Below are 16,895 nucleotides of genomic sequence, written 5' to 3' on the forward strand. Positions count from 1 at the left end.
TTTATTTCTCCTTAATTAACTTAACAACAGTATCAAATTGATCAACCATTGGATTGTGTCCAGATTTTTTAAGAATTTCTAATCTTGAGTTATCTTTGAGTGCTTCATGTATACCAGTTGCCATAGCCATAGGAACAACGTAATCGTCTTCTCCCTGTATAATTAAAACTGGACATTTTATCTTGTCAATTTCACCAGTTCCCATACCATAACCATTATCAGTATGAGAAAGGTTAAACCTCGTAAGAGAATAATCAATATCAACTAAATTTCTTTGAAGTAACATTTCTTCAACATATCTATCATAGTCTTCAGGTGTAGGCTGATTCCCAACATTATAAATTGCTGCATTCCATAACATTTTATAAAACTCAGCGTCCTTATTCTTGATTGCATTTAGCACTGGTGCAACCTGTATTGGGTCGTTTTCAATTTCTTCTTTTGTGGTCAAAAGCTCTGTAAGGATAGCTTGACCTTGTGCATCCTTTTTAAACATTGGATAACCGGTAATACCAACACTTTCTAGTAAAATTAACCGCTTAACTACTTCAGGGTTGTCAATTGCTAAATACATGGCGATACCACCACCTGTTGACCATCCTAAAACTTCCAAATCTTTCAATCTCAACTTATCAATAAAGTACTCTAGATCTTCACTTAGATCTTTCAAACTGTCAAATCTGTCATGATAAGAAGAGTGGCCAAACCCGCGCAAATCCACTGCGTAGATTTTAAAATCATCATATAATGCGTCCATCAAATGGTCAAAATGTGCAGAAGAAGACATATTTCCGTGAATTAACAATAGATTTCTATCGCCAACGCCTCCTTCTCTATAAGCTAAAACTTCATTTTTAATATGCATTTTTTTGAATTCGAATTCGTTCATGTACGTTCTCACTTTCATAAAATGACTTACTTAGTATTTTGATTCAAAATAAACAACCTAACCGATGAGTACACTCACACTATAAAAAGTGTATAATGTGAGTGCTTCATCTGCTAAGGTTGTTTCATTTATTCAACAAGAGTCGTTCTCTATTCTATTATACTACTAAAAACTACTTTCCGATAAGTGAATCAATTGATGCAAGATCTGCAACTGGTAACCATTCACCATCTTTGTTTTCTGGATTAATTTTTGAAAGGTTCATTTCTTGTGTACCAGCTCTTAATCCGCCAGCATAGTTAATTTCTCCACCAAATGGGTTCATGATTGGAGCAGATTCAAGTGCATCCATATAGTTATCCCATGTGATTACGCCATCAACTCTTTGAAGACCTTCTACAAAGAAGTGAGCAGCGATCCAGCCTGTCATAGCATATACGTTAGTTTCATAACCAACAGCATATTTTTGGAATTCTTCTAAAGCTTTTGCTCTTTCGCCTTCAAATGAAACCCAACCATTACCGTAAACATCAAATTTGCCAGCGATTTCATTAACAACGCCTTGAGCAATAATTGGAGACACGTTTACGTAAGTTGTAATTACATCTTTGTTAACGTTTTGAGCAGCTAATTCTTTAACGATTGTTGGGAATGTTGCTTGAATAGCAGCAACAACAACAAAATCTACATCAGCATCTTTAATTGTTGTAATAGCAGAAGATACGTCTGTTGCACCAGCTGAAACTTGTTGCTCAACTAATTCAATATTAAGTTCTTTTGCCATTTCTTGAGCGCCCCAAAGTAAATCTTTACCAGCGTCATCATTAGTATACACGATACCAACTTTTTTGGCTTCAAAGTCTCCAGCAGCACGAGCGATCATGATTTTACCTTCAGTTTTGTAGATTGGTTGTACTGGGAAGATATTTCTGCCATCACTTGTTGCATTTTCATTGTATAATTGGCCAATACCAGTTGCAAAGTAAACAGCTGGAATACCGTATTCTTTAAGATCATCAATAGTTGCAGCAACTACTGGTGTACCAAAGTGACCAACGATTGCAAATACTTTTTCATCTTCTACAAAGCTTGAAAGAGCTGCTTTACCTTTAACTGGGTCAAATTCATCATCAACATGTGTGAAAACGATGTCTCTACCTTGGATTCCTCCAGCTTCGTTAATCATTTTAAAGTAAGCTTCAATACCAGCGTTAAACGGTACGCCTACTGGCGCAAATGCACCTGATGTCGCAGCACTATTTGCTACGATAATTTCTGTATCTGTAATTCCTTGTGCCCACTCTAATTCTTCTTGTGGTGCAGCTGTAGTTTCTTCACCTGCTGCACTTGTAGTTCCTTCTGTAGTTGGCTCATCTGTTTTTGCACAGCCAGCAAATGAAAATACCATTACTAAAACTAATAAAAGCGATAAAAATCTTTTCATTTCTTACTCCTCCTCTTATGTGTATAAAACTGTAATCTATATTAGGCCAAGATTGGGATTTAATCTCGACTTAATAACTGGAATAAATGTGTAGATCTAATGGGATCCCAAATATGCTTCAATTAATTTCGGATCATTTCTTAACACTTCTGATTCCCCATGTGTATTGATTTGTCCAAGTTCAAGTAAATAAGCATAATCTGCAATTTTCAAAGTTTGTGCAGCATTTTGCTCAACTATAATGATAGTTGTGCCTTCTTGCCTAATCTCTTTAACAATATTCATGATATCTTGAACAATTAAAGGTGCTAGTCCTAATGAGGGTTCATCAAGTAACAAAACCTTAGGACTACTCATAAGTGCTCTAGCAATCGCTAGCATTTGTTGCTCTCCACCAGATAATGTTGATGCAACTTGATTTTTTCTTTCTTCAAGTACAGGAAAATACTTATAAACTCTTTCAAAATTCTTTTGAATTTGTTGCTTATCCTTAAGTGTAAATGCACCGATTTTTAAGTTCTCTTCCACTGTAAAATCTCTAAAAACGGCTCTGCCTTCTGGTGATTGAGCAATTCCAAGTCCTGCTACTTTCTCAGCTTCTTTGCCTGCTATTTCTTCATCATATAGCATAATTGAACCTTCAGCAGGTTCTACAAGTCCAGAAATAGTTCTAAGTGTAGAAGTTTTACCTGCACCGTTTGCACCTAGTAGTGCAACTATTTCGCCTTCTTTAACTTCTATGTCGATGCCTTTTAAAGCTTCTACTGCACCATATCTTACAACTAAACCTTTGATAGATAACGCTGTTTTCATATCTTTACGCATTTTCTTCTACCTCGATTCCAAGATATGCAACTTGCACATCTTTGTTTTCTTTTATCTCTTTTGGTGTACCTACTGCTAGGAATTTACCAAATGAAATGGCGCATATTTTGTCACACACATCCATAACAAGTCGCATATCATGTTCAACTAAAAGTATAGAACAATCAAGTTCATCTCTAAGTTTTCGAATCAACTTTGAAAGCTCAGCAGTTTCAATATCATTAAGACCCGCCGCTGGCTCATCTAAGATAATCAATCTAGGATTTGACATCAGCGCTCTCGCAAACTCAACTTTTTTCAGCACACCATAAGGCTGTCCGCCTGCTGGCAGATCTGCACGATCGGCAATACCTAGTATCCCAAGAACGCGAAGTGCTTCTGCTCTATATTTTTTCTCTTCTTTTCTAGCTCTAGGTAATCTCAACGCCTGATCAATGATTGTAGATTTAAAATCAACATGTGCACCTATCAAGACGTTATCTATCACGCTTAACTCTCTAATGAGTTCTACATTTTGAAATGTTCTTACCAACCCTAGTTTTACAATGTCATGAACATTTTTTTCCAGTAAATTATGAACATTACCAGAGCGATCTTTAAATACGATGCTACCTGAATCAGGTTTGTAAAATTGTGTTATACAGTTAAATGCAGTTGTTTTACCAGCACCATTTGGTCCAATTAGGCCAAAAACCTCTTTTTCTTTAATTTCGAAGGAGAGATTATCAACTGCCTTTAAGCCACCAAATGCTATTGAAAGGCCTTCAACCTTAAGCACTGAGTTGTCTAAATTATTTTGCATATTATTTCTCTCCTTTAATCAATTTTCCAAATAGTTTTTTTAGGTCTGTAAACATATGAATCAATCCATTTGGATAGAAAATGATGACGAGAATGATTAGAATTCCGTTTAAAACGTAAGATAAATCACTTAAAATAGGAATCTGCTTCAATAGTAAATCCGGTACTGCAAATACTATGACTGCACCCAAAAGTGTTCCATATATCGACCTAAGTCCACCTATGATAATCATTGATAAGAAGTTAAGCGATAAATTAAGCGACCAGGTTGTTGGATACGCATACTTGATAAAGTGAACATATAGTACACCTGCTATACTTGCATACATCGTCGCAAGTGCAAAAGCAATAAGTCTGTGCTTTAGAAGATTTACACCCATCGCTTGTGATGCAGCTTCACTGCCTCTCATGGCATTAAGCGCACGTCCAAGTCTACCATTCATCAAGTTATAAGTTAAAAGCATTACCAATACTAGAACGACAACAACAAAATAATATGTCGTTGCACGATTAAGTTCAAAAGTACCAAGTAACGTTGGATAACTCGCTGTTTTACCACTGAAACCGTTGGTAAAGACATCAAACTCTTCAAACGTCTTCTTCATGATTTCTGATACCGCTAAGGTTGCAATTGCAAGGTAAATCCCCTCTATCTTTAAAGAAACAAGGCCAATTAATATCCCCACTAATGTTGGAATCAGAATTGCTAAAAACATACTTAATTCAAATGGAATATTCATATCACTTGTAAAATATGCTGATAAATATGCAGCAAGTCCCATAAATCCAGCTGTTCCAAGTGAAATCAATCCAGAATAGCCAAGGAGTATATTAAGTCCAAGTGCTGCAATTGCAAATATAAATGTTCCGCCCAATGTCGTCAAATAGCTTGTTTTAATCAATCCCATTTCAGCCATTTTAGGGACTAATGCCAAGATTAAACCCAGAATGACAAAATGTAAGTAAGGATTCTTAATAATTTTTTTCATCTTTTCACCTACACCTTTTTAATGATTTTCTTGCCGAATAAACCATGCGGTCTAAACACCAAGAATACTAAGATTAGAATGTATAATATCTGACCACCCCATACGGAACTACCATAGTAAAGTAATAAGTTTCTGCCAATACCTATCACGTATGCACCAACTACTGGACCATAAAATGTTTGAAATCCACCAAGTACCACTGCTATCAAAGCATTAAGTTGAACATCATCCATAATATGAAGTGTTACCGATGTCATAGGTGCTGTCATAACTCCTGATAATACACCAAGTACACCTGCTACTGCCCATGCACCCATGGTAACGGTCTTTGTAGGCACGCCCATAAGTTTAGCAGTATGTTCATTTGAAGCTGTTGAACGAACTGCCAAACCAATTTTTGTTTTTTGTAATACAACAAACAAACCACCCATTACAAAAAGACCAAATATGATATTGAATACACCATTATAAGATATATCAGCACCAAAAATTGATAGATTACCAGTTTCGATTAATTTAGGTAATCTTAATGGGTCCACGCCAAATATTAGCGGTGATATCCCCAGAACAATCATAAGCATCCCCAGCGTGATAATCTGTTTGGCCTCAGGATGCACTTTTTTAGTATGACGAATAACAACTAGGTCAATCAATAAACCTGTAACAATTGCACTTAAGATTCCACCAAGTGCAGCCAACCAAATATTGATTCCCAAAGAGTTAAAAAGATAAGTTACGACAAATGTGTTAAACATTGCAACTGATCCCTGTGAGAAGTTCACAATATTTGATGTTCTAAAAATAATGATGATACTAAGTGCTGCCAGTGCGTATATGCTTCCAGTTTCTAAGCTCCGCAGTATTACTTGAATAAAAGTACTCAAAATGCTCACCTCATCTAAGTTTTTTCAATTTAGAATCTTTTTGCAAGACTCTCTAGTATCTTTGCACTTTCATTTAACGCATGTACTGAATGCGAGATGTCATTGAATGCCTCGGTCTGGGATTCAAAAATCGCATTATTATCGTTAATTTTCCGTTCAATGTTGCCAATAGAACCTTTTATCTGACCAAGTGTATCCTTAATCAGATCCGCGGAATCTTTGCTTGATTTAGATAATTTTCTAATTTCTTCAGCCACCACTCCAAATCCGCGTCCAAACTCACCTGATCTCGCAGCTTCTATTGCTGCATTTAACCCCAACAAGTTTGTTTGATTTGCAATTGTAGTGATAAAACTAATAATTTCATCTGTCTTATCAGTTGATTCTCTTGAAGCGACTACATCGCGCCCTATTTCAAGATTGCTATCTACTACATTTTGCAAATTTCCTGACACTTCAGAAAAGGATTTTGATATTTTTCCTAAAGCATCTGACAAAATTGTGCTTAATTCCTCCATTTGATGCTGCTTTTCAAGGCTTATACCAAATCCAATGGCTCCTACTACCGTTCCGACTTCATCGAAAATTGGATAGCCTACGGCTTTATAAGGAAAACCAAAGACTTCTTTAGGAATCACTTTATGCACTAGTTTGCCTGTTTGGATACTGTCGTACGCGGCTGAACCCTTTTTAAGTAGTGATTGCTCCTCGGTTTGAACTGTACCAGCAGTCCCTGTATAAAACTTTAAACAGCGCTCAGTATTGTTTATTCCGATCATAAGCTTGTCATCAACAAGTAAATTCAACAATGGAATAATATCGTTGAACAATTTCATCACCACATTTTGGGAAATATCCGTAATCATATTCAGCTCCTAAACTTATGTTGTTTTTGTCCTGCATTCCTCATTTCTATACTAAGCAATTACTATGCCAAAAAAAAGTTTACACTTCTTGCACTAATAAATGTGCATTTTGCTACAAAATTTACTATGTTGATGAGAAAATGTGACAAAAAAATAAACGGATGTTCACTTATTGTACAAATTCATGTACATTATTTGGACATCCGTCACGTTTTTTTCAATTATATTTGCTCTAAGATACTTTTCGTGATACTTTTCAAATCATATTTTTGATCATACCAAATTTCTTCAGCCTTCAACGCTTGAGCAACGAGCATAAACAATCCGTTGCAACCAGGCACATTAAGTGCATTTGCCCTAATTAGTAATTCTGTCATAAGAGGCGAATAATTGAGGTCAAAAACAAATGTTTGGCTTTCCAGGGTTGTATTTCCAATCAATTCAGATGATTGTATAGATTTATGACCAATTGGTGTACAGTTCACTAACACATCTGAACTTAATACCATTTGATTCAACCAAACATAGTCAACACACCTACAATTTGGAAAAAATGGTTCTATTTTCGATACATTTCTAGATACAACTACGATTTCATTATATCCTAAGTCCTCAAGGGCAACAACCACCATCTTGGCTGCTCCACCAGATCCTAGTACAATTGCTCGCGATTTATGCGTCTCTAATTTGAGCTTTTGTAACTCAGCTTCAAAAGAAGCGATGAAACCGTAGTAATCAGTATTATAGCCAATCCATCGATTATTTATTTGTTTCACAGTATTTACTGCGCCAATCCGCTTAGCTACGGGATCTATTTCATCTAAATAAGGTATTATCACTTCTTTATATGGAATAGTGACATTAAATCCACTTAAAAGACGTAACTCACTTAACATCTTTTCCGTTCCAAAATCATCCTTTGAGACTTCATATAGCTTGTAATCTGCTTCTAAGTGATGCATATTATAAAATATCTGATGTATCTGAGGAGACTTACTATATGTTAAAGTTTCACCCAGCAAACCAAATCGCTCTACATTCAGATTTTTTTCACTCTGTTTTTTATGCATTGATTCCTACTCCTAGATTCTCAATTAATAAATCGAGCAAAACTATCGCAGCCATTGCTTTGACAATTGGAACCGCTCTCATTGCAACACAAGGGTCATGACGTCCTTTAACTTTGAGATTTGTCATTTCCTTAGTGTTGAAATTTAAAGTCTCCTGTGTCATCGAGATAGATGCGGTTGGTTTAAAGCCACATTTAAACAAAAGTGGCATACCATTAGTAATCCCACCGTTGATTCCACCATTATGGTTTGCATTTGTTTGAACATTGCCTTGGTGATCCAAAACAAATGCATCAATCACTTCGCTTCCTCTTTTGTGTGCAAATGTAAAACCATCGCCAAATTCTACACCCTTTACAGCAGGTATAGCGAATAACGCGTGCGCCAACTTTCCTTCAACTGTATCAAAAAATGGTGATCCCAATCCGACCGGAAGCCCATATACGCTTACTTCAACTGATGCACCTACCGAGTCGCCCGCTATACGCGCCTCATCAACTTCAGCTAACATAGCTTCTAATTCCTCTGGGAATATATTATAAATTTGGTTGTCAAGATCCGCGAGTTCTTCATCAAAGTGTGCAAACTCACTTAATGACTTTCCATTTACCTGACCAATACTTTTTATATGCCCTACAATCTTGATTCCCTTTTCCGCCAATATTTGTTCTGCAATTGCGCCAGCAAATACAAGAGGCGCTGTTAATCTAGCTGAAAAATGACCTCCACCACGAGGATCATACGCTCCCATAGATTTAACATAGCCAACATAGTCGGCATGCCCAGGTCTAAATACTTTCTTTAACTCTTCATAATCATCAGATTGTCGATCTGCGTTTCTGATCTGAATACATAAAGGACCACCTGTGGTTTTCCCTTCGAAAATACCGCTTAATATTTCAAATTGATCAGTTTCAGCTCTAGGAGTCGTCATTTTACTTTGTCCTGGTTTTCTTTGCAACATTCTTTTCTCAATTAACTTCAAATCTAACTTAATCTTTGGTGGCAAGCCATCAATTACACATCCAATTGCTGTACCATGTGACTCCCCAAATAATGATATTTTAAGTTCTTTCCCAAAGCTACTCGACATTGATTTGACCTCCTAACATTTTATAGTCATCCCAAAAATTTGGATAAGATTTTCTCACACAATGCGCATTGTTAATTGTGGTTTGTCCTTTTGCAAAAGTTGCGGCTATGGATAATGCCATTGCAATGCGATGATCATTCCACGAATCCACCTCTGCACCAATTAGATATTCGACCCCTTTTATGACTAAACCATCCTCAGATTCTGAAATGTCTGCTCCCATTTTAGTAAGTTCAGTTGCCATCGCTTTAAGCCGGTCTGACTCTTTAATTCTTAGTCTTTCAGCATTTACGATTTGATAGTTACCTCTTTTTAAGGAACAATAAACTGCTAATATAGGGACGATATCCGGACACTGTGCAACGTCTATTCTACAAGGTTTTTCCAACCATTCTTGTCTTTCGATTTTTCTAATAATATCAATAATTGCTTTATCAGCTTGTTTTGAACTTGATTGTATACCACTTAATTCAACCTCTGCACCAAGTGCATTGGCAACTATCCAAAATGCTGCTTGTGAATAATCACCCTCAACTTTGTAATTTGTTCCCTTATAGGTTTGTCCACCTGCTATGATATAGTTTAGTTCATCCTTTTCTTCAATATGAATGCCAAAAGTCTTTAAGCAATCCTTTGTAAGTGTGATATAAGCTTTTGACTCTAAAGGTGGCGTAATAACTATTTTAGACTTTTGCTCTAATAATGGAAGTACAAACATTAGACCACTGATAAATTGCGAACTTACGTTGCCAACAACTGGATACTCACCTGCTTTTAGTCTCCCCTGAACTGTTAACGGTAGTCCACCACTTTGTGTTTGGTACGAAATGTTTTGCAGATCAAACAATTCTAGATAAGCTGTATATGGTCTTTCACTAAGCCTTGGAGTTCCAGTAAATTTCACAGGACCGTTTAACAAATGAAAAAACGGAATCAAGAATCTTGCAGTCGAACCTGATTCGTGACAGTAAACTTCTGTAATTTTGCTGTTTGAATGCTCTTGATCATATAAATTTTGATTTTTTTTATTCTGATTATCTAACCTTTTAGTTTCTAACAGTTGTTCAATTTGAGAATTTGATATAATCGCACAGTACCTTTTTGTTTCTTCATCTTGCTCAAGTCTAATGGTTGCACCGAAACATTGCATCGCTTTAATTGTTGTTTCAATATCTTCTGAGAGTGTTAAGTTTTCAACTACAGACTCTATTTTTGATAGCGAAGCACAAATAATCGCTCTATGGCTCATACTCTTAGATGGCGGAACCAAGAGCTTTCCTTTCAATACGATTTTTCTACTGCTCTTTGTTTGATTTATATTTACCTTATAAGTCTTTTGATTCATGATTATACCTTACGCTTTCAAGAGTTCTTTGCTGATCTGCTCAATAAAAGTTTCAATTTTCTCAGGTTTACTTTCGAGTTGACCTAGTTTTTTAAATGTTATCCATTCAACTTCCTCTACTTGCCTTTTCTTATCATGAATTATATATGAAAGAAGTTGATCTACTTCCTCTTTAGTCATCATATCACTTAGTTTAATTGGTAAGTCATATTTGCTTATAACCTCTAAAATTCTTTCCATTTCTGCTTCATTAAGCAACCCACTATCCACAGCTAATTTTGCTTTTATTGCCATGCCAATAGCAATACCTTCACCATGTAAGTATTTCTCATAATTATAATGAGCTTCAATTGCATGGCCAATTGTATGACCAAAATTAAGAAGATTTCTAATTCCCATATCTTTTTCATCTTGCTCTACCACATCAATCTTAATCTTACAACACCTTGCAATTATTGGTATGAGAAGCTGTTCATCTGCCATGATATCCGTTAAAGTATATTTTGATAACTCATCAAAAAATTCGCGATCAAAACCAATCGCATACTTTAATACTTCGGCCATGCCATTTGCCCATTCTCTTTTATCTAATGTTTTAAGTAGTAAAGGGTCAATATAGACCGCTTTCGGTTGATAAAAAGTACCCACCAGGTTTTTACCACTTGATAAATTGACCGCTACTTTTCCGCCAATGCTACTATCCACCATGGCGAGTAAAGAGGTGGGAATTTGATAAAAATCAATACCTCTCATGTAAGTTGCGGCTACAAAGCCAGCTAGGTCTCCTATGACGCCTCCACCAAAAGCGATTATTGTGCCTGTTCTTGATATTCCAAGCTTTATCATTTGCTCCAGAACAGATTCATATACACATATATCTTTAGAACTCTCACCAGCTTTTACAACAATTACTTTAAGCATTTTTAGCCAATCAGAGTAAATATCATACAAATGATGATCAGTAATTATAACACAATTTCCAGCATCGCTTTGCTGGACCAACTGTCTTAAGGATTCACTATTGATACTACCTGGTTCAATGTGTATAGGGTAAGAACGATTGTCAAGTTTTAGGTTTAAGGTTGTCTTTTCGTTTTCTGATTTTTGCATAGTCGTCTCTCCTAAGTTAGTTTTTATTATTATACCACCATTATGTAAATACAAAAGAAAAAACATCTGATAAAACAAAATACCTTATAGAGCAGATTAAATAGCTGCTTTATAAGGTACTTTATCTTCAAGTCCAAAAAGTTTCACAATTTGCTTTGCCACTGCATCATCAGCATTCTTCCCGATAACTTCGTGATTTGGTAATTTTTCTTTTAATAGTATATTCGCATTACCCATGAGATAACCTTTTCCCACGACTTGTAACATCTCAAGGTCGTTAAGTCCATCTCCAAAAGCGATAACCTCATCAGCTACTATATCGAAATGCTTAATGGTTTCAAGTATTGCAGCCCCTTTATTCACACCTTTTGGCATAATTTCAAGACATTCTGGCATGGAAAAAGTTACTTCTACTTCATCGCCATGCGTTTTAATAATTTGATCTGCAATGCTGATTAACTTATTGTGATCAAAAGCTGTAAAAAACACTTTATTCGTTGGATGTTCTATACGTTCAACAAAACGACAAAGTGTATACTGAAAATCGCCTTCTTGATAATACGTATCAAAAATCTTATCAGATTCTTCCATTAGCCAGTGTTCACCTTGGTATATGTTCTTAAATACACCTTTCTCAACTGGAATATCCAAAATATCCTTTACGACTTCTGGTCTAATCGTCGCTTGAAAGATTAACTCTCCTTCTTTGTTGGCTACTGTTGCACCATTTGCAGTTATTAAATAGGCCTCTACACCTAGTTTTTCTCTTATCTTGCTTGCATCCATATGATGCCGACCTGTTGCGATCATAAAGTGAACACCTTGTTCAGATAGCGCTTTCACAACGGATTTACTATATTCACTGAGCGTATGTTCTGAATTGAGTAAAGTTCCGTCTAGATCAGAGATTACTGCTTTAATTCTTGTTTGATTCATATAATTACCTCCATCATATGAGTATACGCTATAATAATGGCGAATTCAATTTGCGCAATGTTGCTTTTTTGTAAACAAAAAGCTAAAAGGTGTCAGGTCATAGTTTGCCTTTTGGCTAACTATGACCTGACACCTTTTAGCTTCCGCACTTTAGTAACAACATGATATGATATACCAGTAAGCCTCTGAATTTGCTTTGCATTTAGTCCCCTCGTGCGCATCTCAGACAATAGTGTATTTCTCATGTCTACTTTATAAGTTTGTACTGCTTTAATATTCGTATGCCCTATAACATCTTCAATAATTAACCTTGCACTTTCATCTGATAAATTTTTTGAATCATAATCCAGCCAAATTTCACGTTTATACTTGTTATGGAATTGTTCAAAATCTGTGATCATAGATTTATTACAAGTATCACAGAGAAGCGGCTCGCGGATGTATTCGCCATAACTTGACCATTTGTAAAGGCTTGGCTCATTTACAATACTGGCGTACACAGGATTTTGATGAATATAACGTAGAACATTCTTAAAATAGACATCCGAATTCACTGATTCACTTAAAAATCTGCCTTGAAATAAATGTCCTACACGGTTATACCTATGATTGTACCAATAAGCATAAGAAATACTTAAGCTTTTAATAATTTCACTTAGAGACGCCTCCGTTTTAATCAGCAAGTGGACATGATTGCTCATCAAGCAGTAAGCATATACTTCATAATGATAGATTATCTTATAATAACTCAAAAGCGCGAGATACTGAAGATAATCAAGTTCAGCTTCAAAGATCGTTTGCTTATTAATCCCTCTCATGACTACGTGATAAACACCGGTCTCACTAATATGTCTCTTTTTTCTCATGAAAATTACTCCTTATCTACGATAGCTTTAACTCAACCTATCAGTAGTTTATCACAGTATATTTGTAATTTCCATTATTTTACATATTTGCACATAAAAAAAACCACTTACACAATTAAAGTAAGTGGTTTTCATTTTATTTCCTCATTATATATGACACTTTATCTATCTGTTTTCGCTAACATTTCTACCAAATTTTGCAACTTCGCAAACTATGACCTGACACCTATTAGCCAAGGAATTGAACTAGGTCTTCTTCTACTGTTCCAATTCCGTTGATGCCAAATGTGTTAACGAGAACGTTAGCAACGTTTGGTGATAAGAATGCTGGAAGTGTTGGTCCAAGCTTGATATTTTTTACGCCAAGTGATAAGAGTGCAAGTAGTACGATTACTGCTTTTTGCTCATACCAAGCGATGTTGTAGCAAATTGGAAGTTCGTTGATATCGTTAAGCTCAAACACTTCTTTAAGTTTAAGCGCGATCACTGCAAGTGAATAAGAATCATTACATTGACCAGCATCAAGCACTCTAGGGATACCACCGATATCGCCAAGTCCAAGTTTGTTGTATCTGTATTTTGCACAACCTGCAGTTAAGATCACTGTATCAGAAGGAAGTTCTTTAGCAAAATCAGTATAGTAATCTCTAGACTTCATACGGCCATCGCAACCCGCCATTACAAAGAATTGCTTGATCGCACCAGTTTTAACCGCGTCTACCACTTTATCAGCAAGTGCTAACACTTGATTGTGCGCAAAACCACCGATGATTTTACCTGTTTCAATCTCAGTTGGTGCAGGTAATCTCTTAGCATGAGCGATCACTTCGCTAAAGTCTTTAGCACCGCCCTCTGCTCTATTTGGAAGGTGTTTAAAGCCTTCAAAGCCAGCAGCACCAGTTGTGTAGATTCTATCTTTATAGCTTGCAAGAGGTGGCACGATACAGTTAGTTGTGAAAACAACTGGGCCATTAAATGACTCAAATTCTTCTTTTTGTTTCCACCATGCATTACCATAGTTTCCTACGAAATGATCGTATTTTTTAAATGCTGGGTAATAATGTGCTGGAAGCATCTCGCTATGTGTGTACACATCTACGCCAGTGCCAGCTGTTTGTGCCAATAACTCTTCCATATCTTTAAGGTCGTGACCACTAATTAAGATCGCAGGATTATTTCTAACGCCGATATTAACTTCAGTTAACTCAGGGTTACCATAGCTGCTTGTGTTGGCTTTATCAAGAAGGGCCATGACATTTACACCAAATTTACCAGTTTCAAGTGTAAGTGCTACAAGTTCATCAGCAGATAAGCCGTCGTTGATTGTCGCTAAAAGCGCTTTTTCGATAAAATCGTTAATTGTCGCATCGTTATGACCAAGGTTTGCAGCATGCTCAGCATAGGCAGCCATACCTTTTAAGCCATAGATGATAAGTTCTCTTAAGCTTCTCACATCTTCGTTTTCAGTAGCAAGAACGCCAATTTGAGGTTCGTTTGACTTCGTTTCAAATGCTGCACGCTCAGCCATCCAAGTTGCAGACTCGTGATAAGTTTTAGCTTCAAGTTTACCAGCAGAAGCTAGTGCTTCTTTAATTTCATTTCTAAGTACAAGCGCACCTTCAATTCTATCTTTAATCGCATTTTGATCAAAGTTTGCATTGGTAATGGTTGCAAATAAACCATCTAATATCACATGATCTGCCTTTGCAGTATTAAGTCCTGCTGCTCTAGCCTGCTGATTGTACTCTGAAACCCCTTTTAAAGTAAAGATCAAAAGATCTTGAAGATTCGCAACATTGTCTGTCTTTCCACAAACACCTATTTTAGAACATCCTTTACCGCCAGCTGCTTCTTGGCATTGATAACAAAACATACTCATATCCCATTCTCCTTATACGTGTTCAAATTTTTTTCCGCGTAACTCAACTACAATCTGAGTATATCCCACATATAAGGATGAATCGGTAACACAAGTTACATTTTGCAAAAAAGTTAAAAAATTATCAATTCAAATTTGTACTCACTTTTATCTTGAAACCTTTGTCGCTGTAAGTGCTATCGCCATTACCAAACAAAATCAAAAGGAGATGCCTCTAAAGAGACACCTCCTAAACCATCATAATCTCATGATCTGAGCAGCTGCAAAAGCAGCCCCAAAACCATTATCAATATTGACTACCGTTACACCAGACGAACAGCTATTTAACATCGTCAGCAGTGCACTGATACCGCCAAAACTCGCACCATAACCCACACTTGTTGGCACTGCAATGATGGGCTTATCTACAAGACCACCGACTACACTAGCTAGTGCACCTTCCATACCCGCCACGACGATGATCACCTTTGCCTTTCTGATAGTATCTAGCCTAGCAAACAATCTATGAATCCCAGCGACACCAACATCGACAATTTTCTCAGCCCTAAAACCTAGTGCCATCACCGTTTCATAGGCTTCTTCAACCACTGGAAGATCTGAAGTACCAGCAGCAACGATCGCAACAAAATCCTCAGAACTGGAAACATCATGTGAATTAATCGTAATGGTGCGTCCAAGGGGATTGTATCTTGCGCTTGGGCACTGATCTACTACCGCATTAAAAACGTCTTGGCTTGCTCTAGTTGCAAGGATATTGACGCCCTTTTCCACCATGTGCTGAACAATTCCTGTGACCTGTTCACTGGTCTTACCTTCACAATAGATCACTTCCGGATGACCCGTTCTGTGTGCTCTATGATGATCAATTACTGCATAGCCCAAGTCACTAAAAGGCAACATTTCCAGCTCTTTAGCACCCTCATCTACACTTATGTTGCCATTTGCAACTGCCTCTAAAAGTGCTTTTATCTCTAAAGTATTCACAATATCGCGTCCCTTCTAAAATCTATAAACTCAATATACTTATTTTCCAACATTTCTATTGAAACTGCCCATGGTATACCCTTCAAGGTCCAAAGTCACATATTCAAAGCCAAAGGATTTAATTTTCTCAGAAATTTCACGCATCGTTTGTAAATTAAAAACCTTATCAATCTCTCTAGTTTCAATCTCAATCCTAGCAATACTACCGTGCTTACGCACTCTAACTGCTCGGATGCCTCTGCCAATCAGATAAGATTCTGCAGCTTCAATCATCCTAAGTTCACTAACATCAACCAAAGTATCATATGGTAGTCTCGTCAAAAGGCATGCATAAGGTGGCTTATTCCAAGTCTCAAGTGCAAGCAATTTTGACCAAGCCCTGATTTCGTCCTTTGTTACTTCACAAGTCATCAGTGGACTTTGAATTTCAAGTTCTGCTAAAGCTCTCATACCCGGTCTATAATCTTTAGTATCATCAAAATTAGAACCATCTGCTACAAAATCAATTCCCACCTCTCTTGCAAAGGCTTTGATCGTACTAAAAATCTTGCCTTTACATAGATAACATCTGTCTACTGGGTTGTTCTTGATCTCTTCTGGAATACCCACTTCTATAAAACGATGATTAATACCAAGCTGCTGCGTGAGTTCCTTTGCTTCTTCTATCTCCCACTGTGCAATATACGGGGATATCACTGTAAGTGCAATTGCTTTTTCTCCCAAAAGCTCACTAGCAACTTTGATGAGAAATGTACTATCTACACCACCTGAGAAAGCCACAACAAGTCCAGGATATTGCTCAATTACCTCACACAGTTTATTAAATTTCGCGTCTGCATCTCTAAGAAGTGAAACCGTAACTACATCTTCTTTATACTTTCTCCCATGATCTTTATTTAAATAATTCAAATTAA

At 36.7% G+C, this 16,895-nt stretch carries 16 protein-coding genes; all 16 read right to left on the reverse strand.

The features are described from left to right. Position 1 precedes the first annotated feature (1 nt). The 16 genes from phaZ to larE all read right to left on the reverse strand — a co-directional run bounded on the left by phaZ (position 2) and on the right by larE (position 16,797). Entirely contained in the window at positions 2 to 889 is an 888-nt protein-coding gene (gene phaZ, locus QE109_RS07250) for an intracellular short-chain-length polyhydroxyalkanoate depolymerase (RefSeq protein WP_281093767.1), read from the reverse strand. 172 nt (positions 890 to 1,061) lie between these two features. Then, positions 1,062 to 2,333, reverse strand: coding sequence for an ABC transporter substrate-binding protein (locus QE109_RS07255; RefSeq protein WP_281093768.1), 1,272 nt, complete (start codon positions 2,331 to 2,333; stop codon positions 1,062 to 1,064). Positions 2,334 to 2,429: 96 nt separating this feature from the next. Then, the gene (locus QE109_RS07260) at positions 2,430 to 3,158 is read right to left on the reverse strand and encodes an ABC transporter ATP-binding protein (protein WP_281093769.1); all 729 of its coding nucleotides are present in this window, start codon (positions 3,156 to 3,158) and stop codon (positions 2,430 to 2,432) included. Next, positions 3,151 to 3,960, reverse strand: coding sequence for an ABC transporter ATP-binding protein (locus QE109_RS07265; protein WP_281093771.1), 810 nt, complete (start codon positions 3,958 to 3,960; stop codon positions 3,151 to 3,153). The genes QE109_RS07260 and QE109_RS07265 overlap by 8 nt, the downstream gene beginning before the upstream one ends. Before the next feature lies 1 nt (position 3,961). Next, entirely contained in the window at positions 3,962 to 4,948 is a 987-nt protein-coding gene (locus tag QE109_RS07270) for a branched-chain amino acid ABC transporter permease (protein WP_281093773.1), read from the reverse strand. Between the two features lie 8 nt (positions 4,949 to 4,956). Then, positions 4,957 to 5,832: a branched-chain amino acid ABC transporter permease gene (locus tag QE109_RS07275; protein WP_281093774.1), complete on the reverse strand. Its 876-nt coding sequence runs from the start codon at positions 5,830 to 5,832 to the stop codon at positions 4,957 to 4,959. 29 nt (positions 5,833 to 5,861) lie between these two features. Beyond that, positions 5,862 to 6,698, reverse strand: a complete 837-nt coding sequence (locus QE109_RS07280; protein WP_281093775.1) for a methyl-accepting chemotaxis protein — start codon at positions 6,696 to 6,698, stop codon at positions 5,862 to 5,864. A gap of 221 nt (positions 6,699 to 6,919) precedes the next feature. After that, positions 6,920 to 7,768, reverse strand: a complete 849-nt coding sequence (locus tag QE109_RS07285; protein ID WP_281093776.1) for a shikimate dehydrogenase family protein — start codon at positions 7,766 to 7,768, stop codon at positions 6,920 to 6,922. Next, the gene (gene aroC, locus QE109_RS07290; protein WP_281093777.1) at positions 7,761 to 8,861 is read right to left on the reverse strand and encodes a chorismate synthase; all 1,101 of its coding nucleotides are present in this window, start codon (positions 8,859 to 8,861) and stop codon (positions 7,761 to 7,763) included. The genes QE109_RS07285 and aroC overlap by 8 nt, the downstream gene beginning before the upstream one ends. Further along, positions 8,851 to 10,206: a 3-phosphoshikimate 1-carboxyvinyltransferase gene (gene aroA / locus QE109_RS07295; RefSeq protein ID WP_281093778.1), complete on the reverse strand. Its 1,356-nt coding sequence runs from the start codon at positions 10,204 to 10,206 to the stop codon at positions 8,851 to 8,853. The genes aroC and aroA overlap by 11 nt, the downstream gene beginning before the upstream one ends. 9 nt (positions 10,207 to 10,215) lie before the next feature. Then, positions 10,216 to 11,316, reverse strand: coding sequence for a 3-dehydroquinate synthase (gene aroB / locus QE109_RS07300; RefSeq protein WP_281093779.1), 1,101 nt, complete (start codon positions 11,314 to 11,316; stop codon positions 10,216 to 10,218). Positions 11,317 to 11,412: 96 nt separating this feature from the next. Next, positions 11,413 to 12,252, reverse strand: a complete 840-nt coding sequence (locus QE109_RS07305; RefSeq protein ID WP_281093780.1) for a Cof-type HAD-IIB family hydrolase — start codon at positions 12,250 to 12,252, stop codon at positions 11,413 to 11,415. Between the two features lie 119 nt (positions 12,253 to 12,371). Then, positions 12,372 to 13,118, reverse strand: a complete 747-nt coding sequence (locus tag QE109_RS07310) for a transposase (protein WP_281093781.1) — start codon at positions 13,116 to 13,118, stop codon at positions 12,372 to 12,374. Positions 13,119 to 13,347: 229 nt separating this feature from the next. After that, positions 13,348 to 14,997 (reverse strand): hydroxylamine reductase, encoded by a 1,650-nt coding sequence (hcp, locus tag QE109_RS07315; RefSeq protein ID WP_281093782.1) that lies wholly within the window; start codon positions 14,995 to 14,997, stop codon positions 13,348 to 13,350. 237 nt (positions 14,998 to 15,234) lie between these two features. Next, on the reverse strand, positions 15,235 to 15,981 hold the full coding sequence (larB, locus tag QE109_RS07320; protein WP_281093783.1) for a nickel pincer cofactor biosynthesis protein LarB: 747 nt from the start codon (positions 15,979 to 15,981) through the stop codon (positions 15,235 to 15,237). Between the two features lie 39 nt (positions 15,982 to 16,020). Then, a complete protein-coding gene (gene larE, locus QE109_RS07325) occupies positions 16,021 to 16,797 on the reverse strand; it encodes an ATP-dependent sacrificial sulfur transferase LarE (protein WP_281094038.1) in 777 nt (258 codons plus the stop codon). Positions 16,798 to 16,895 lie beyond the last annotated feature (98 nt).

Origin of the sequence: Fusibacter bizertensis, from assembly GCF_029914245.1 — a bacterium.
Classification (GTDB): Bacteria; Bacillota; Clostridia; order Peptostreptococcales; family Acidaminobacteraceae; genus Fusibacter_C; species Fusibacter_C bizertensis.